The 17,067-nt window shown below is 62.6% G+C and carries 16 protein-coding genes; 6 read left to right on the top strand and 10 right to left on the bottom strand.

Annotation, left to right across the window (positions count from 1 at the left end; all coding sequences use genetic code 11):
- The first annotated feature begins 52 nt into the window (after nt 1–52).
- The 4 genes from phnD to ACXAED_RS12905 all read left to right on the top strand — a co-directional run bounded on the left by phnD (nt 53) and on the right by ACXAED_RS12905 (nt 3,930).
- Entirely contained in the window at nt 53–955 is a 903-nt protein-coding gene (gene phnD, locus ACXAED_RS12890) for a phosphonate ABC transporter substrate-binding protein (RefSeq protein WP_475050348.1), read from the top strand.
- Nucleotides 956–1,052: 97 nt separating this feature from the next.
- Nucleotides 1,053–1,922, top strand: coding sequence for a phosphonate ABC transporter, permease protein PhnE (gene phnE / locus ACXAED_RS12895; RefSeq protein WP_475050351.1), 870 nt, complete (start codon nt 1,053–1,055; stop codon nt 1,920–1,922).
- Nucleotides 1,919–3,283 carry a phosphonate ABC transporter, permease protein PhnE gene (gene phnE, locus ACXAED_RS12900; RefSeq protein ID WP_475050353.1) on the top strand — a complete coding sequence of 455 codons (1,365 nt, stop codon included), beginning with the start codon at nt 1,919–1,921 and terminating at the stop codon, nt 3,281–3,283. Before phnE (ACXAED_RS12895) ends, phnE (ACXAED_RS12900) begins: the two co-directional genes overlap by 4 nt.
- A 32-nt stretch (nt 3,284–3,315) precedes the next feature.
- Nucleotides 3,316–3,930: an LbetaH domain-containing protein gene (locus ACXAED_RS12905; RefSeq protein WP_475050355.1), complete on the top strand. Its 615-nt coding sequence runs from the start codon at nt 3,316–3,318 to the stop codon at nt 3,928–3,930.
- 276 nt (nt 3,931–4,206) lie between these two features.
- Here the strand turns inward: ACXAED_RS12905 and apbC are convergent, their stop codons facing one another.
- Together apbC and gap are read right to left on the bottom strand one after the other, a co-directional pair.
- Nucleotides 4,207–5,373 (bottom strand): iron-sulfur cluster carrier protein ApbC, encoded by a 1,167-nt coding sequence (gene apbC / locus ACXAED_RS12910; protein ID WP_475050358.1) that lies wholly within the window; start codon nt 5,371–5,373, stop codon nt 4,207–4,209.
- Between the two features lie 145 nt (nt 5,374–5,518).
- Nucleotides 5,519–6,547, bottom strand: coding sequence for a type I glyceraldehyde-3-phosphate dehydrogenase (gap, locus tag ACXAED_RS12915; RefSeq protein WP_475050360.1), 1,029 nt, complete (start codon nt 6,545–6,547; stop codon nt 5,519–5,521).
- Nucleotides 6,548–6,691: 144 nt separating this feature from the next.
- Between gap and ACXAED_RS12920 the strand changes: the two genes are divergently transcribed.
- Nucleotides 6,692–7,696, top strand: a complete 1,005-nt coding sequence (locus ACXAED_RS12920) for a LacI family DNA-binding transcriptional regulator (RefSeq protein WP_475050363.1) — start codon at nt 6,692–6,694, stop codon at nt 7,694–7,696.
- A gap of 147 nt (nt 7,697–7,843) precedes the next feature.
- The gene (locus ACXAED_RS12925) at nt 7,844–8,059 is read left to right on the top strand and encodes a hypothetical protein (protein WP_475050365.1); all 216 of its coding nucleotides are present in this window, start codon (nt 7,844–7,846) and stop codon (nt 8,057–8,059) included.
- Nucleotides 8,060–8,128: 69 nt separating this feature from the next.
- Here the strand turns inward: ACXAED_RS12925 and ACXAED_RS12930 are convergent, their stop codons facing one another.
- The 8 genes from ACXAED_RS12930 to ACXAED_RS12965 all read right to left on the bottom strand — a co-directional run bounded on the left by ACXAED_RS12930 (nt 8,129) and on the right by ACXAED_RS12965 (nt 16,946).
- Nucleotides 8,129–9,274: an iron-containing alcohol dehydrogenase gene (locus ACXAED_RS12930; RefSeq protein WP_475050368.1), complete on the bottom strand. Its 1,146-nt coding sequence runs from the start codon at nt 9,272–9,274 to the stop codon at nt 8,129–8,131.
- A gap of 65 nt (nt 9,275–9,339) precedes the next feature.
- Nucleotides 9,340–10,722 (bottom strand): aldehyde dehydrogenase family protein, encoded by a 1,383-nt coding sequence (locus ACXAED_RS12935; RefSeq protein ID WP_475050370.1) that lies wholly within the window; start codon nt 10,720–10,722, stop codon nt 9,340–9,342.
- Nucleotides 10,723–10,814: 92 nt separating this feature from the next.
- Entirely contained in the window at nt 10,815–12,167 is a 1,353-nt protein-coding gene (locus tag ACXAED_RS12940; RefSeq protein ID WP_475050373.1) for a glutamine synthetase family protein, read from the bottom strand.
- Nucleotides 12,168–12,283: 116 nt separating this feature from the next.
- Nucleotides 12,284–13,318, bottom strand: coding sequence for a TRAP transporter substrate-binding protein (locus tag ACXAED_RS12945; protein ID WP_039181977.1), 1,035 nt, complete (start codon nt 13,316–13,318; stop codon nt 12,284–12,286).
- A 27-nt stretch (nt 13,319–13,345) separates the two neighbouring features.
- Nucleotides 13,346–14,080: a DUF4336 domain-containing protein gene (locus tag ACXAED_RS12950; RefSeq protein WP_475050376.1), complete on the bottom strand. Its 735-nt coding sequence runs from the start codon at nt 14,078–14,080 to the stop codon at nt 13,346–13,348.
- Entirely contained in the window at nt 14,070–15,572 is a 1,503-nt protein-coding gene (locus ACXAED_RS12955; protein ID WP_475050377.1) for a TRAP transporter large permease, read from the bottom strand. The genes ACXAED_RS12950 and ACXAED_RS12955 overlap by 11 nt, the downstream gene beginning before the upstream one ends.
- Nucleotides 15,572–16,168, bottom strand: coding sequence for a TRAP transporter small permease subunit (locus tag ACXAED_RS12960; protein WP_475050378.1), 597 nt, complete (start codon nt 16,166–16,168; stop codon nt 15,572–15,574). Before ACXAED_RS12960 ends, ACXAED_RS12955 begins: the two co-directional genes overlap by 1 nt.
- Entirely contained in the window at nt 16,161–16,946 is a 786-nt protein-coding gene (locus tag ACXAED_RS12965; protein ID WP_475050380.1) for an N-formylglutamate amidohydrolase, read from the bottom strand. Before ACXAED_RS12965 ends, ACXAED_RS12960 begins: the two co-directional genes overlap by 8 nt.
- Nucleotides 16,947–17,067: the final 121 nt, after the last annotated feature.

A 17,067-nucleotide genomic window follows, 5' to 3' on the forward strand; every position in this document is an offset into this window, starting at 1 on the left:
TCATCGACCCGGGGCTGCTCCTCCGGGAACAGACCAACCGGAGAGACAAAAGATGAAAAAGCTGATTGCTGCCGTACTGGCAACCACCGCGCTGACCGCCCCCGTAGCGGCAGAGGAAATCAAGGAATTCCGCATCGGCATCCTGGGCGGCGAGAACGCTCAGGACCGCCTGAACAACAACGAGTGCTTGCGTGAATACACCGAGAAAGAACTCGGCGTCGAAACCAAGCTGTTTGCCCCTGCCGACTATAACGGCGTGATCCAGGGCCTGCTGGGCGGCACCATCGACATGGCCTGGCTGGGCGCCTCCGGCTATGCCAAGACCTACCTGTCCGATCCCGAAGCGGTTGAGCCGGTTCTGGTCAAGGTGAACACCGACGGCGGCTACGGCTACTACTCGGTCGGCTTTGCCCGCAAAGACAGCGGCATCACCTCGCTGGAAGACCTGAAAGGCAAGACCTTCGGCTTTGGCGATCCGAACTCCACCTCCGGCTACCTGATCCCGTCGATCGAGATCCCGAACAAGATCAATGCCAGCATGGACTCCGGCGACTACTTTGGCGAAGTGAAATTCACCGGCGGCCATGAACAGACCATCGTCGCGGTTGCCAATGGCGACGTGGACGGCGGTGTGACCTGGGCCGACGGCCTGGGCGAATGGGAAGACGGCTACCAGTCGGGCGCGCTGCGCCGTGCGGTTGACGCTGGCCTGGTCGATATGAACGACATGGTGGAAATCTGGAAATCCGCCCCGATCCCGGAAGGCCCGGTGGTTTTGCGCAAGGCCCTGCCGGCGGACGTCAAAGCCAAGATGACCGCGCTGATGGACAACCTCAGCGAAATCGACCGCGACTGCTTCTACGGCGTGGCGGCCGGCGAGGCCAAGAGCTTCGACCCGATCACCCATGATGCGTATGAGGTGATCATCGAAGCCCGCAAGCTGAAGTCCCAGTAATTTCAGTCCGCGCTCTGCGGGGTTCCGGCTTGCCCGGGCCCCGCAATTTCCTTGATGGCCGCTGGATTGGCCATCCATTGAAGACCAGGATCCCTAAATGGCAGATTTGACAGCCGCCCGGCCGGGCATCGAGGATATCCGGCAGCAATACACCGCCCATACTCAGCGCAAGAGACTGTATGGCGGCATTCTTCTCGCGGTTTTTGTGGCGCTGATGGCAGCGGGGTTCCGCACTGCAGACAGCCGCAATGCAGGTTCTTTTGCCGACGGGTTCACACGCATTTTCGACTACCCGACCGAAGTTCTGGCCGAGGCAACAGAGAAGGCCGCGCAGCTGCCCGGCCATCTGGTGCATTTCTTTCCCGCGCTGGTGGAGACGCTGAACATTGCCGCCGCCTCGACCCTGGTGGGGACCGTGTTCGGCACCCTGCTGTCACTGCTGGCAACCCGTGGCATGTCGCCTTGGCCTGCGCTGATCCCGCTGTTCCGGCGTATCAGCGACATCTGCCGGGCGATCCCGGAAATTGTCATCGCGCTGGTGCTGATCTTTGTGCTGGGCGGCGGGCCGGTGCCTGCAATGATCGCTATTGCCATCCACACTGCCGGCGCGCTGGGCAAGCTGTTTTCCGAAGTGAATGAAAACGCCTCTCTTAAACCGGTTGAGGGCCTCACGTCGGTTGGTGCCACCTGGGCGCAACGGATGACGCTGGGGGTGATCCCGCAGGTGGGTCCGAACTACGTCAGCTACGCGCTCTTGCGGTTTGAGATCAACATCCGCGCCTCGGCCATCCTCGGCTTTGTCGGCGCTGGCGGCATTGGCTATGAACTCAAGAACGCCATGTCCTGGGGCCAGGGGCGCTACGACGAGGCCGCCGCGATCTTCCTTCTCCTTTTTGTCACTATCGTGGCCGTTGACCAGCTGTCCGGCCTGCTGCGTGACCGCCTGACCCATGGAGCGAAGGCATGACCACTTTTGACACCACCCTGACGCCGGCAGGCCTGAAGCCGGACATCACGCGGCTGTTCCTGAAGAAGCGGCTGATGAGTTTCGCCCTGCCTGCCGCGGTGCTGGCCTATCTGGCCTATGTGTTTTTTGCCTTCGACATGCCGGGCCTGTGGGAGCGTGCCAGTCTGGACAACGCCAAGACCCTGGTCAGCGACAGCTACAGCTACAAGACCCATGTCACCCGCGACAACCGCAGCGGCGATGTTTCGGTCGCGATCGAAGGCGAGCGCAAGGGGAGATATCCGGAAGGAACCGCACCGGATTGGGTGGCCTTTGGCGAGACCACGATCATTGATCTGGAGGACGGCCATACGGTCGCCTTCGGCCCTGAAACAATCGAATATGCAATCCCCGGCTACGGCACGGTGCGGGCCACACCATCCCGCAGCGCGGGCGTGCAGGCAGAGCTGCCGCCGGGGGCGGTGCCGGAATGGATCAGTGTCTCCAAGAACCGCCTGGCCGTTACCACCGAAGCAGGCCGCCTGACCGTGACCCGCAACAGGGCCGAGGTGTTCCGCTACTTCGCCGGATGGGAGCTGTTCTTCTTCACACTCGACAGCCCCTATTACGGCATGGGGGCAGGGGAGCTGCTGCAGCGTGCTGCCACAGGCGAGGCGGGCGCGATCTTCCAGGACTTCTGGACCAACAAGATGTGGCGCCATCAGGATGTCGCGTGGGCGATTGCTGAAACCCTCCTGATGGCCTTCCTCGGCACCATCGGCGCGGGGCTGGTCGCGCTGCCGCTGGCCTTTGCCGCGACCCGAAACTTCATGCCCCTGCGCAGCATCCGCTTTGCCATGCGCCGCCTGTTCGATTTTGTTCGCGGCGTGGACTCGCTGATCTGGACGGTGGTTCTGGCCCGCGCCTTTGGCCCCGGCCCGCTGATTGGCGCGCTGGCGATCCTGGTGACGGACACCGGCACCTTCGGCAAGATCTTCTCGGAGGCGCTGGAAAACGTCGACCAGAAGCAGATCGAGGGCGTTGCCTCCACCGGCGCCAAACCTGTGCAGCGCTACCGGTTCGGGGTGATCCCGCAGATCACGCCGGTGCTGCTGAGCCAGCTCTTGTACTTCCTGGAATCCAACACGCGTTCGGCGACCATCATCGGCGCGATTACCGGCGGCGGTATCGGTCTCTTGCTGACCCAGGCGATCATCACGCAGAAGGACTGGGAGGAAGTGGCCTATTACATCACCCTGATCATCCTGATGGTGATGCTGATGGACTGGTTCTCCGGCTGGCTGCGGCGCCGCCTGATCAAGGGGGAGGGTGGTCAGGCCACGCGTAAGGAGCGCAAGGGCAAGGCCTTCCTGCTGCCTTGAGCAGTATGCCGCGATCAATAAGGAGAGAAGACATGGCCCGTTTGCAGGCGCAGATGCCCTTCATCCACCCGGAATGCCAGATCACCGGCAGCTCCTTTGGCGCCTACGTTGAAATCGGCGCCGGCAGCCGGGTGGCAAATTCGGTGTTCGGGGCTTACAGCTATTGCGACCGCAGCTGCGACATCGCCAACGCAGAGATCGGCAAGTTCGCCAATATCGCCAGCTGTGTGCGGATCGGTGCCACCGACCACCCGATGGAGAAAGCCTCGCTGCATCATTTCCTCTACCGGTCGGCAAGCTATTGGGATGATGCGGAGGACGACGGGGATTGGTTCGCCCGCCGCGCCAGCCGCCTGGCCCGGATCGGCCATGACACCTGGATCGGCCACGGCGCGATGATCAAGCCTGAGGTGACTGTCGGCGCTGGCGCGGTTGTGGCGTCGGGGGCGATTGTGACCAAGGATGTGGCGCCCTACACGATCGTCGGCGGCAACACGGCCAGGGTGATCCGCCGCCGTTATCCTGAAGCGGTGGCCGAGCAGATGATGGACCTTGCCTGGTGGGACTGGAACCACGAGGCCCTGCGCGCGGCGCTGCCGGACTTCCGGAACCTGCGGGCGGAGGAATTCCTGGAGAAATATGCCTGATCCGGCGGGTGGGGGCTCCCGCCTGTTCCCGCGCATTCAAAGATTGCCCGTCACAGTTGGGCGTGGCGCCGCTGTGCGGCGCTGAAGGGCTGCACCCGTTCGAACCTCAAATGATCGCCCGGATCACTTTGTATCCGGCTATCACTGCTGAGAAGCGTGTCAGGTGCAAGTATGCCACTGACACGCCTTCGCGGTTGTTTGGCCTGCAATCCCGCCGCAAAGGTGAAAGGTGCCGCGCACCGCCGCCTCGCGGCCCTGGATCGGGGGTCGGCAGGGTTACGCGGCGCCTGCGTCGACCAGCTGGGTGGCGATGTCGAGGAAGGCCTTGGCCTGGGCGCTCTCGGGCTGCGCGGCCACGATTGGCGTGCCGTTGTCTCCCGCCAGTCGCACGTCCAGATGCAGCGGCACTTCGGCCAGCAGCGGCACGCCCAGCTTTTCCGCTTCCTGCGCCACGCCGCCGTGGCCAAAGACATGCTCCTCATGCCCGCAGCTGGAGCAAATGTGCGTGGACATGTTCTCGATCATGCCAAGCACCGGCACGTTCATCTTGCGGAACATGTCGATGCCCTTGCGGGCGTCGATCAGCGCCACGTCCTGCGGGGTGGAAACGACGATGGCACCGTCCACGCGGGTCTTCTGCGCCAGTGTCATCTGCACGTCGCCAGTCCCGGGCGGCAGATCGACGACCAGCACGTCCAGCTCGCCCCATTGCACCTGCAAGAGCATCTGCTGCAGCGCCCCCATCAGCATCGGCCCGCGCCAGATCACCGCCTGGTCCTCGCCAGTCATCAGCCCCATCGACATCATGGTTACGCCGTGGTTGCGCAGGGGCAGGATAGTTTTGCCGTCGGGGCTGGCGGGCCGCCCGCTGACCCCAAGCATCCTGGGCTGGGAGGGGCCGTAAACATCCGCATCAAGCAATCCCACCTTGCGACCCTGCATTGCCAGCGCACAGGCGAGATTGGCCGAAACGGTGGACTTGCCGACGCCGCCTTTCCCCGAGGCAACAGCCAGGATCCGTGCCACACCCGGCACCTTCTGCGGCGCTTGCTGCTGCGGCTGGGCGGCTTTCTTCGGTTTCAGATCCGGCGGTGCTTTCTCGGAATGGGCGGTCAGCATGGCGGAGACTTTTTCCACCCCCGGCAGCGCCGCCACAGCCGCATCGGCCTGGTCCCGTACCGGGCCATAGGCCTCTGACTTGCCGGGATCGATCTCCAGCACAAAGCGGACGGTGCTGCCTTCAACGGTGACCGCGCGGGCGACACCCGCGCTGACGAGATCACTGCCGCTGACGGGATCGGTGATGGTTCTGAGCGCCTCGAGGACGGTTTCACGGGTGACGGTCACGCCAGTCTCCTGTAGCTGTTCATGCCTTGCGCCCGTTGTGGCGCAATTCAACGCGTCATACCAGCCGCGCTCTGCCAGGAGTTTGTTTTGACGCATCCTGGAGTCAGCTTTTTTGTCTCGCACCGTTCACAAGAGACAAAAGAGGCCCGCACCAAATTGCAACAGCGCCGCGCGTTAGCGCGGCGCCGGGCCCAACGGGAGGAGGCCCCTTGGGGGCCGGACGACGGGCGGGAGAACCCCGTCAGCTGGCCAATGCAACCCCGGAGGAGTTCATAACCGCGCCGATGCGGCGGCCGGTGTCCACCATGCGGTTTGAGAACCCCCACTCATTGTCATACCAGCTGACCACACGCACCAGTCCTTCGGCGGTGACTGCGGTCTGCGCGGCGGCAAAGCAGCTTGAATGCGGATCGTGGTTGAAGTCGACTGAGACCAGCGGGTCTTCTTCATATGACAGGATGCCCTCCAGTCCGTTTCCGGCAGCCGCCTTCACCGCAGCATTGACCGCCTCAACGGTGGCAGGGCGTTCCGGCACAAAGCTCAGGTCCACCACAGAGACATTGGCCGTGGGCACCCGGATGGCGGACCCTTCCAGCCGGCCCTTCAGATGCGGAAGCACCTCAGAGATCGCCCGCGCGGCGCCGGTAGAGGTGGGGATCATCGACAGCGCAGCGGCGCGGGCCCGGTACAAATCCTTGTGGCTGGTGTCATGGGTCGGCTGGTCGCCGGTATAGGCGTGGATCGTGGTCATGTAGCCGGTTTTGATGCCAAAGGCCTCGTCCAGCACCTTTGCCAGCGGCGCCAGGCAGTTGGTGGTGCAGGAGGCATTGGAGACGATGACGTCGTCTGCAGTCAGGTCCATGTGGTTTACGCCGTAAACCACCGTGCGGTCGGCGTCCTTGCCCGGCGCCGAGATCAGCACCCGCTTGGATCCGTTTTTCAGAAGCCGCGCTGCCTGGTCCCTTGCAGTGAACAGGCCGGTGCATTCATAGGCGATGTCCACGTCCTGCCAGGGCAGCTCTTCGGGGTTGCGGATGGCGCTCAGCCGGATGCTGTGACGGCCGACGCGGATCAGGTCATCGGCCAGGAATACCGGCGTTTTCAGGCGCCCGTGCACACTGTCGTATTTCAGCAGGTGCTCCAGTGTTTCCGGCGGCGATAGGTCGTTGATGGCCACCACCTCGATATCATCTGCACCGCTTTCCAGCAGCGCCCGCAGCACCCCGCGGCCAATGCGCCCGAATCCGTTGATTGCAATCTTCAGTGTCATCTCTGATCTCCGGCTAGTTGCACCGGGCAAGCGCCGGTAGCGGTAACGGTTTCGGTACCGATAACGATAACGGTTCCCAAAATCAACCCCCGTTACCAGTGAGCTGCCCTTGCAGCGGCCTGCGATCTGCAGGAGCATGGAGCCATGACGAAGAAACTGCTCCTGAAAGACGTGGCCCGGCTCGCCGGAGTCAGTGAGATGACCGCCTCCCGCGCGCTGCGCGGCGCGCCTGATGTGTCCGCTAAGACCAAGGCGAAGATTGAGGAAATCGCACGCACCCATGGCTATGTGCCGAACCGCATCGCCGGCTCGCTGTCCTCGCAATCGGTTAATCTGGTGGCGGTGGTGGTGCCCTCGCTCAACAGCTTTGTGTTTCCTGAAGTATTGTCGGGCGTTTCCGCGATACTGAAGGACAGCCCGCTGAAACCGGTGGTGGGGGTCTCCGGCTATGATCTGGAGGAAGAGGAAAGCGTCATCCGCGAAATGCTGAGCTGGCGGCCGTCGGGACTGATCGTGGCGGGGCTGGAGCATACCGAAGCCACCCGGCGGATGCTGCAGCAGGCCGATTGCCCGGTGGTCGAGGTGATGGATGTGGACGGCGACCCGGTTCGCCACTGCGTCGGCATTTCCCACCTGCAGGCCGGACGCGACATGGCGGCGCAGATCCTGGCCCGCGGCTATCGCCGGATCGGCTTCATCGGCACCAAGATGCCGCAGGACTTCCGCGCCCGTAAACGCTTCGACGGCTTCACCGACGGGCTCGCGGCAGAAGGTGTGACCCTTGCCGACCTGGAGCATTATTCCGGCGAAAGCTCGATCCAGACCGGCCGCCAGATGACCGCCCAGATGCTGGCGCGCAGCCCGGAGCTCGACTGCCTCTATTTCTCCAGCGACGTGATGAGCGTCGGCGGTCTGATGCATTGCCTGGCCGCCGGGCTGACGGTGCCGGGGGATATTGCGCTTGCCGGTTTCAACAACCTGCAGATCCTGCAGGGGCTGCCGCAGCAGCTGGCCACGACAGACGCCTGCCGCCGGGAAATCGGCGAGCGTGCGGCGGGCATCATCCTGCAATCGCGCGAAGCTGGCGGCACGGAGGGGCTGGTGTTTGACCGGCTGTGCCCGGCGATCAGCCTGGGCGAGACGCTCTGACAGTCTGAGCGCCGCTGAAACCGGGGGCAGTTCGCGCCGAAAGGGCAGGGTGGCTGCATTTGCGGCGCTTTTCGATGGCTTTGCGGCGCGCCTTGGGGCAGCCTGTAGTCAGCCCGTTCAGACAAGCCAACCGGCGAAGGAGCCCCGATGCCCCAGTACAACGACATGTTCGAACTGTCCGTCGCGGACATGGAACTGATCGAAACTGCCCTGCAGACCACCCGTGACACCTTGTCAGAGGCGCTTCCCGCGGCGGGCAGCAGTGAGGAAGACACACTGCGCCGCGTTCATGAGCTTTTGGGCCGGCTGCACAACCAGAAGATCTTCTATTACCCCAAGGACAAGGTCTATGTGAGCGGCTGACATTGTGCCGGAATGACAAAGCGCTCCCCGCGTGGCGGGGAGCGCTGAAGCCTGGCAAAAGGCGTTTTCTTACATTGCAGCCTGGAACAGCTGGGCGAGGTTGTCCTCGGTCAGCTCAATCGGGTTGCCGCCGCAGGACGGGTCGATGATCGCACCCTTGACCAGCTCCGGGATTGCACCCTCGGTCACACCCAGGTCCGACAGCCCGCGCGGGATGCCCAGCGAGTCGTTCAGTTCCTGCACAAAGCTGCGGAACCCGTCGAAGCCGCCCTCAATACCCAGATACGCCGCTGCCATGTCGAAACGATCCGAAATCGCGGAGGCGTTGAACTCCAGCACGGCGGGCATGCAGACTGCGTTGGTTGTTCCGTGGTGGGTGTTAAAATGGGCGCCGATCGGGTGGCTCATGGCGTGGATTGCGCCAAGGCCCTTCTGGAAGGCGGTGGCGCCCATTGCGGCTGCCGACATCATCTGCGAACGGGCTTCGATATCGGTGCCATCAGCATAGGCACGCGGCAGGTAGTCCTTGACCAAACGCATGCCTTCCAGCGCGATACCTTGGGACATCGGGTGGTAATGCGGCGAGGAGTACGCCTCGACGCAATGGGCAAAGGCGTCCAAACCGGTGCCCGCGGTGATGAACTTGGGCATGCCGACGGTCAGCTCGGGATCGCAGATCACCACTGCGGGCAGCACTTTGGGGTGGAAGATGATTTTCTTTTGATGGGTGACAGAGTTGGTGATCACCGAGGCGCGGCCCACTTCTGAGCCGGTGCCTGCAGTGGTCGGCACGGCGATGATCGGCGCGATGGCGTCGGCATCGGCGCGGGTCCACCAGTCGCCGATGTCCTCGAAGTCCCACACAGGCCGGGTCTGGCCCGCCATGAAGGCGACCATCTTGCCCAGGTCCAGGCCGGAGCCGCCACCGAAGGCGATCACCCCGTCATGGCCGCCCGCCTTATAAGCGGCAACACCGGCGTCCAGGTTCTTCTCATTCGGGTTCGGGTCGACCTCGGAGAAGATCCCGCGGCCCAGTCCGGCGGCTTCCATAATATCGAGCGTGCCCTGCGTGACCGGCAGATCGGCCAGCCCCTTGTCGGTGACCAGCAGCGGTTTCTTGATGCCGGCTGCCGCACAAGCATCGGCCAGTTCCTTGATCCGGCCAGCGCCGAATTTGATTGCGGTCGGGTAGGACCAGTTTCCAACGAGAGACATTTCGTTTTCCTTTGATGCAAGTGGCCCGCCCCGGGGAGGAGACGCCGGGGCGGGCGGGGCCGCCCTTAGCCGGTCACTTTCTTCAGGTGATAAGACTTCGGACGGGTCAGATTATGATAACCGATGACCGACAGGCCGCCGCCGCGGCCGGTGTCTTTGCAGCCGGTCCAGCACAGGCCCGGATCCAAGTAGTCGGCGCGGTTCATGAAGACGGTGCCGGTTTCGATTTGATCGCCCACGGCTTGCGCCCGCTCCACGTCAGCAGTCCAGAGCGAGGCGGTGAGGCCGAAGTCGCTGTCGTTCATCAGAGCGATGGCCTCCTCATCGGAGGACACCTTCATGATGCCAACGACGGGGCCAAAGCTTTCCTCGCGCATCACCCGCATATCGTGGGTGACATTGGTCAGGATCTGCGGCGTCAGATAGGCACCGCCGTCATCCTCGGCAAAGGTACCGATATGGGCCACTGCACCGGCCTCAACCGCCTCGGCAATCTGGCCGCGCACCTCATTGGCAAAGCGCACATTGGCCATCGGCCCGATGGTGGTCTCCGCATCCAGCGGATTGCCCAGCTTGTAGCCCTTCACGATGGCAACGGCCTTCTCCAGGAAGGCGTCATAGAGGCTCTCATGCACGTAAATCCGCTCGATCCCGCAGCAGCACTGGCCAGAGTTGAACATGGCACCGTCGATCAGCGTGTCCACCGCCGCGTCCAGATCGGCGTCTTCCATCACATAACCAGGATCCTTGCCGCCCAGTTCGGTGCCGACGCCGGTGAAGGTACCCGCTGCGGCGCGCTCCATCGCCTGGCCGCCGCCAACCGAGCCGGTGAAGTTGACGAAGTCGAATGCGCGGTTTGCGATCAGTTCCGAGGTGGTATCGTGATCCAGGAAGACATTCTGGAACACGTCCTCCGGCACGCCCGCGGAATGGAAGGCTTGCGCCATGCGCTCGCCAACCAGAAGCGTCTGGGTTGCATGCTTCAGCACCACGGTGTTGCCGGCAATCAGCGCAGGCGCGACGGTGTTGACCGCGGTCATATAGGGGTAGTTCCAGGGCGCCACGACAAAGACCACACCATGCGGAATGCGCTTGATGTAGCGCTTGAAGGTGGCGTCGTCGCCCACTTCGATATCCGCCAGCGACTCCGCTGCGATCTTCGCCATGTGGCTGGCGCGCTCGTTAAAGCCGCCGAATTCACCGCCATAGCGCACCGGGCGGCCCATCATATGGGCTAGCTCCGGCACGATCTCGTCATTCATCGCGCCAACAGCGGCCACGCCCGCCATTACCAGATCAATGCGCTCCTGCAACGGCCGTGCCGCCCAGGCGGGCTGCGCCGCCCGGGCGCGTTCCGCTGCTGCAAAGGCGTCCTCGCGCGACAGCACTTCGCGCTCTGCAAAGACCGATCCGTCGACCGGCGAGATACACTTCAGGGTCTGGCCCATCGCCATTCACTCCATTCAGGAAAGGGCAAAGCCCTTTTCATCTTTCAAAAAAATACTCCGGGGTCCGGGGGCAGGCCCCCGGCGCTTCCGGATCACGCCCGCTCGAACCCGCGGGCGATCTCGTAATCGGTGACCACCCGGTCGAAATCCTCGATCTCCACTTCCGCGGCGCGCGCGTAGTGGTCCACCACGTCATCGCCCATCGCCTTGCGCAGCATCTCCGAACCTTTCAGCGCCGCTGCCGCATCGCGCAAAGTCGAGGGGATCATGCCGGTGTCGCCCTGGTAGACATCGCCCTTGGCGGGCGCTTGAAGCTCCAGGCCTTCCTCAATGCCGGCAATACCCGACGCCAGCATGCCCGCCATCGCCAGATAGGGGTTCATGTCGGAGCCCGGAATGCGGCACTCCACACGGATTGCCTTTGTCCCGTCGCCGCACAGCCGGTAGCCCGCGGTGCGGTTGTCCACCGACCAGATGATGCGCGTGGGCGCGAAGGTGCCCTTCATGAAGCGCTTGTAGCTGTTGATATAGGGCGCCATGAAAGCGGTGTAGTCGGGCGCGTATTTAAGCAGGCCGGCCATGTAGTTCTTCATCAGGGGCGACATGCCCAGCTCGTCGCTCTCGTCAAAGAACGCGGGCTTGCCGTCCTGCCACAGCGACTGATGCACATGGGAGGAGGAGCCGACCTTGTCGTGGCTCCACTTCGGCAGGAAGGTCACCGCGTGGCCCTGTTGTTCGGCGATTTCCTTCACCGCGTGCTTGGCGATGGTGTGGTACTCCGCCGTGTCCATCGCCGCGGCGTATTTGATGTTCAGCTCCTCCTGGCCGGTCTCCGCCTCGCCCTTGGAGTTCTCGATCGGCAGGCCCGCATCCCACAGGTGATTGCGGATAGGGCGCATCACGTGTTCCTCGCGGGTGGTCTGCAGGATGCTGTAATCCTCATTGTAGCCGGAGATCGGCGCCAGGTCGCGGAAGCCCGATTTGCGGATCTCGTCAAAGCTCTGCTCGAACAGGAAAAATTCCAGTTCAGTGGCGCACATGGCGTCATAGCCCATCGCCTTGAGACGGTTCACCTGCTTCTTCAGGATCGCCCGGGGGGAGTGGGAGACTTCCTCGTGGGTATGATGATCCAGCACATCGCACAGCACCATCACAGTGCCCTCAAGCCAGGGCACCGGGCGCAGGGTCGAAAGGTCGGGCTTCATCACATAATCGCCATAGCCCCGTTCCCAGCTGGTCGAGGCGTAGCCGTCCGGCGTCGCCATCGCCAGGTCGGTGGCCAGCAGGTAGTTGCAGCAATGGGTTTCCTCCCAGGCGCCATTCACGAAATGCTTGGCGTGGAAGCGCTTGCCCATCAGGCGGCCCTGCATGTCCACAAGGCAGACCAGAACGGTGTCAACGGTGCCATCGGCAACCTGGTCCTTAAGAGTGTCGAAGGAGAGCATGAGCGGCCCTTTGTCTGTTGCGCGCAAAACTTTTCCTCAAAAGTTTTGGCAAATTCCTTGAGTAAGGAATTTGGCCCGCTGCGGCGCAGGCCAAATCCCGTGTTTCAGCCGAAGCCTCAGCCGTAGCGGTAGGGGCGGCCGGCCTTCTGCATGTCAGCGTTATACTTCTTGAAGATCTCCACAACCTTCGCCTTGGTCTCGGACTCGGCGGCGATTTCATCCCAGAACTTCACGGCTGCGTCTTCGACCTGCTGCCATTCGTTGTCGGGAATGGTGGTCAGCTTCATCTTGTCGCCGTTCACGCGAAGGGACGCTTCGCCGCCCCAGTACCACCACTGGCGGTAATAATGCGACTGGTCGCAGCAGACGCGGAACAGGGTCTGCAGGTCTTCCGGCAGTTCGTTCCAGCGGCCCTGGTTGGCAAAGAACGAGCCCGCCCAGGCGCCAGAGATGTTGTTGGTCAAGAAGTAGTCGGTCACATCGGCCCAGCCGACGGTGTAGTCTTCGGTGATGCCCGACCATGCGATGCCGTCCAGCTCGCCGGTCTGCACCGCGACCTCGATGTCTTCCCAGGGCAGGGTGACCGGCACCACGCCGAACTGCGCCAGGAAACGGCCCGCGGTGGGGAAGGTGAAGACGCGCTTGCCCTTCAGGTCAGCCAGCGAGTTGATCGGGTCCTTGGTGGCAAAGTGGCAGGGGTCCCAGGCACCGGCCGAGATGTGCTTGACGCCGACCTTGGAGTATTCCGCGTCCCAGATCTCGTTCAGGCCGTACTGGTTGAACAGCACCGGCACATCCAGCGAATAGCGCGAGGCAAACGGGAAGTAGCCGCCGAACACGGTGACCTCGGTGGGCGAGGCCATCGAGTCATCGTCGGACTGCACCGCGTCGATGGTGCCGCGCTGCATGGCGCGGAACAGCTCGCCGGTAGGCACCAGCTGGTCGGCATAGTAAAGCTCGATCTGCATCCGGTCGCCGGCGATCTTGTTGAACATGTCGATGGCGGGTTTCACCACGTGTTCGGCCAGCGCAGCACCTGCATAGGTCTGCATCCGCCACTTGATGGTGGACTGGGCCAGCGCCGGGGTAGCCAGCGGTGCCGCCATGGCACCGACACCGGCGCTTTGCAAAAACTTGCGTCTTGTTGTCATATCTTCCTCTCCTCTGTTGAACTTAAATCAATGCCTGTGCCCGCAGGGCGCCAGGTTCCTGAAGCCTTCGCGGAGCCGTTGCGGTGCATTCTCACGAAGGATGTCGCCGTGCGCGAGCACGACGGTTTCGGGTTTCCATTCCAGCATCCGGGCAAGCGCTTTGCGCAGCTTGTCCCGATTGCCTGCGAAGGAAAACCAGATGTCGATGGGCATCTTGCCATTGGGGGCCAGGATGCCTGCCGCCCAGGCCAGGGGCCGCACCCAGAACGGCAACGTCTTGCTGGGCATGTTCTCGATCAGGTCCGTCAGCACCAGCACCTTGGAGCGTTTGTGGAAAAAGACGACTTCGGTATGCGCCCTGCTTCCATGCACAATCATCTGGTCCAGCTCCGCCGCCCAGTCCTGCGGCGCGCTGTCCTCCAGGTCGCGGTCGAACTGAACCTCCACGCCCTGGCTTTTGGCCCGCTCGCGCACGTTGGGCGAAGCCCAGGCGATGGCCTCCGGATAGGCTGCAGCCCACTCTGCGATATAGGCGTAGTGAATCCAGTTGGGGGACACCAGATGGCGGATGCGCCCCAGCGCCTCCAGTTCTGCGGCCAGTTCCTTGCTGTACCGGATCGGGGAGTGCAGGAACAGGTCGCCGTTCTCCAGGCGGATGACGGTCATCCGGGTCTGGAAGGGGATCTTGTAGAACTGGATTTCTGGTCCGTCCACGATCCAGATGTCCGGCCCCAGCGCCTGCAGCATGGTCTTATTTTCCATAGACATACTCCGGCAGCCACAGGGCGATTTGCGGGAACATCATGATCAGGGCCAGCGCCAGCACCATCACCGCGGCAAAGGGGATGATCGAGACATAGATGTCCTTCAGCCCGATCTCCGGCGGCGCCATCGCGCGCATCAGGAACAGGTTGTAGCCGAACGGCGGCGTCATATAGGCGATCTGGGTGGTGATGGTGTACAGAACCCCGTACCAGATCAGGTCAAAGCCAAGCGCCCCCACCAGCGGCACATAAAGCGGCGCCACGATCACCAGCATCGCGGTGTCATCCAGGAAGGTGCCCATCACGATAAAGCTCAGCTGCATCAGGATCAGGATCATCCACGGGCTGAGGCCCAGCTTGGTGGTGAACAGGTCCTCGATCGCCTTGACCGCGCCCAGCCCGTCAAAGATCGCACCAAAGGCCAGCGCCGCCAGGATGATCCACATGAACATGCAGGAGATGCCGAGGGTCGAGCGCACCGAGGTTTCGAATACCTCCTTGTTCATCCGCCCCTTCAGCACCGCGGCGAGGAAGGCGGTCATGGCGCCGATCGCGGAACTTTCCACCAGCGAGGTCCAGCCGTTCACAAAGGGCACCATCATTGCAGCGAAGATCGCCAGCGGCAGCACGCCGGAGAACAGCAGGCGGTACTTCTCCTTCATGAACACATCTTTGTAGAACAGCGCATTCTTGCGGGTCAGGAAGGACAGTGCGCCCAGGGCCAGCGCCACGCCAAGCGCGGGCTTGGTCTCCATCGCGCCGGTCAGGATCAGAAGCGGCACCAGAACCAGCGCGCCTAGCACGATGTAGTTCAGACGCAGCGGGTGGTCGGTGATCTGCTCGTATTCCGCCAGATCCTCGTCGTGCATGGCAGGGCCAAGATGCGGCTGCATGCGGGCGCGGACGTAGATGTAGATGATGAACATGGTGGCCATCAGCAGACCGGGGATAACGCCGGCAAGCCAAAGCTGCCCGACCGGCTGGCGCGCGATCATCGCGTAAAGCACCAGCACAACGGAAGGCGGCACCAGAATGCCCAGCGAGGAGCCCGCCTGAATGGTGCCGGTCACCAGGATCTTGTCATAGCCGCGGCGCAAGAGTTCCGGCAGCGCAATTGTGGCGCCAATGGCCATGCCCGCGACTGACAGTCCGTTCATCGCCGAAATCAGAACCATCAGGCCGATGGTGCCGATCGCCAAGCCGCCCTTCACAGGACCCATCCACACGTGGAACATCCTGTAAAGGTCATCGGCAATCTTCGATTCCGACAGCACATAACCCATGAAGATGAACATCGGCAGGGTCAGCAGCGGATACCACTTCATCAGCTTCATTGCGGCAGAGAACGGGATCTCCACCCCGCCGGTGCCCCACAGCAGCATGCCCGCAACCGCTCCGACAAAGCCGATGGCGCCAAACACCCGCTGGCCGGTCATCAGCATCAGCATCATGCCGGCAAACATGACGATCGCAATCCATTCGTAGGACATCAGATTTCAACTCCGCGCAGGCGTCCGATATCCCGGAACAGTTCGGCAAGGCATTGCAGCAGCATCAGGAAGACGCCGAAGCAGAGGATGGTTTTGACGGGCCACAGGAACGGCCGCCAGGCGGTGGAGCTGCGCTCCAGATAGCCGATCTTCTCACCGGCGGCGGCGGGACCTTCGGTCACCAGAGTTGTCAGGAGGTCCCAGAAGAACTCCAGCGGCTCCAGCCCGAAATAGCCAAGTGAGTAGGCCGTGGAGCTGAGCGCCCCATACATCAGGATCACCAGATAGGTGATCAGGAACAGCACCGTGAAGGCATCGACCATTGCCTTGGTTTTCGTCGACCAGGCGCCGTAAAACAGGTCCATCCGGACGTTTGACCCCAGCTGGATCGAATAGGGGCCGCCCAGAACGTAATAGGCGACCATCACAAACTGCGCGGTCTCCAGCGTCCAGAGCGACGGGTTAAAGAAGGTCTTTGAGACCGACGACCAAAGCAGCACCCCGATGAGGGCAAAGATCAGGTACATGGCAAAGCGTCCGATGAAGCGGTTCATCGCGTCGATGCCGCGGACATAGGCCCGGATTATTCTAGGCATCAGGCCCTCCCTCAGCCGTCAGCGCGGCCAGGGCCGGGCGCAGCAATGTCAGCATTTCTTCTGCCATGGCCTCTTCTTGTTCCGGCGTCGCCACCAGGTCGTTACGGATTTCGATCATCACATTGGCCAGCCCGTGCGACAGCCCGTGCAGCTTCAGCGAATGGGTGACGCCGTCTGCCGGTCCATAGGGCTCATTGCGCTCCACCCGGCGGTGCGGCAGGGCAGAGGCCTGTTCCAGCATCGCGTCCGCCAGCCGGCTGTCGTCATCGTGCAGGATGCCGATTTCGACATCCCGCGGCTTGCCGAAATAGACGGGAGTGAAACTGTGCATGGTGACCAGAAAGGTCCTCAGCCCGGCATTTTTCCGCGCCTTGATCACGTCCGTTACGGTTTCGCAAAACGGCACATAGACCGTGTCCACGCGTTCCTGGCGCTCTTCATCACTCAGCCCGAAATTGCCCGGCACCGCGACCAGCTCGGATTTCTCCGGCATGGCGCTGGCCGCCTCGGGCGGGCGGTTGCAGTCGTAGACCAGCCGCGACACCCGGCTGGCCACCAGCGTTGCATCCAGCGCCTTGGACATGTGCAAGGCCACCGCCCGCGCGCCTGGGTCCCACGCTGCATGGCTCAGCCGGTCCTCATCGCGCAGCCCCAGCCCGTTATAGCGGCCGGGAATGTTGCTGGAGGCATGTTCGCACAGCAGCAGGACCGGGCTGGTGCCCTCACGGTTCACCACCTCGACTGTTTCTCCCAAAGCGTGAGAATCGCTCTCTCGCATCTGCTGTCTCCCTGCGATTTGGAAAAATGTTTCCATGAAGAGATATTTGTGTCAATATCTTTTCATGACCGGTTTCGGACAGGAATTCCTGAAACTTTCTTTTCAGGCCGGATCCGGGTAG

The sequence above is a fragment of the Leisingera sp. ABM4_103 genome, from assembly GCF_056158685.1.

Coding starts and splice junctions, on each gene's coding strand:
- ACXAED_RS12930 (WP_475050368.1), bottom strand. CDS start 9,274: ATGTCTCTCGTTGGAAACTGGTCCTACCCGACCGCAATCAAATTCGGC.
- ACXAED_RS12955 (WP_475050377.1), bottom strand. CDS start 15,572: ATGTCCTACGAATGGATTGCGATCGTCATGTTTGCCGGCATGATGCTG.
- gap (WP_475050360.1), bottom strand. CDS start 6,547: ATGACACTGAAGATTGCAATCAACGGATTCGGGCGCATTGGCCGCGGG.
- phnE (WP_475050351.1), top strand. CDS start 1,053: ATGGCAGATTTGACAGCCGCCCGGCCGGGCATCGAGGATATCCGGCAG.
- ACXAED_RS12940 (WP_475050373.1), bottom strand. CDS start 12,167: ATGCTCTCCTTCGACACTCTTAAGGACCAGGTTGCCGATGGCACCGTT.
- ACXAED_RS12965 (WP_475050380.1), bottom strand. CDS start 16,946: ATGCGAGAGAGCGATTCTCACGCTTTGGGAGAAACAGTCGAGGTGGTG.
- ACXAED_RS12925 (WP_475050365.1), top strand. CDS start 7,844: ATGCCCCAGTACAACGACATGTTCGAACTGTCCGTCGCGGACATGGAA.
- phnD (WP_475050348.1), top strand. CDS start 53: ATGAAAAAGCTGATTGCTGCCGTACTGGCAACCACCGCGCTGACCGCC.
- ACXAED_RS12935 (WP_475050370.1), bottom strand. CDS start 10,722: ATGGGCCAGACCCTGAAGTGTATCTCGCCGGTCGACGGATCGGTCTTT.
- ACXAED_RS12960 (WP_475050378.1), bottom strand. CDS start 16,168: ATGCCTAGAATAATCCGGGCCTATGTCCGCGGCATCGACGCGATGAAC.
- ACXAED_RS12920 (WP_475050363.1), top strand. CDS start 6,692: ATGACGAAGAAACTGCTCCTGAAAGACGTGGCCCGGCTCGCCGGAGTC.
- ACXAED_RS12945 (WP_039181977.1), bottom strand. CDS start 13,318: ATGACAACAAGACGCAAGTTTTTGCAAAGCGCCGGTGTCGGTGCCATG.
- ACXAED_RS12950 (WP_475050376.1), bottom strand. CDS start 14,080: ATGGAAAATAAGACCATGCTGCAGGCGCTGGGGCCGGACATCTGGATC.
- phnE (WP_475050353.1), top strand. CDS start 1,919: ATGACCACTTTTGACACCACCCTGACGCCGGCAGGCCTGAAGCCGGAC.
- ACXAED_RS12905 (WP_475050355.1), top strand. CDS start 3,316: ATGGCCCGTTTGCAGGCGCAGATGCCCTTCATCCACCCGGAATGCCAG.
- apbC (WP_475050358.1), bottom strand. CDS start 5,373: ATGCGTCAAAACAAACTCCTGGCAGAGCGCGGCTGGTATGACGCGTTG.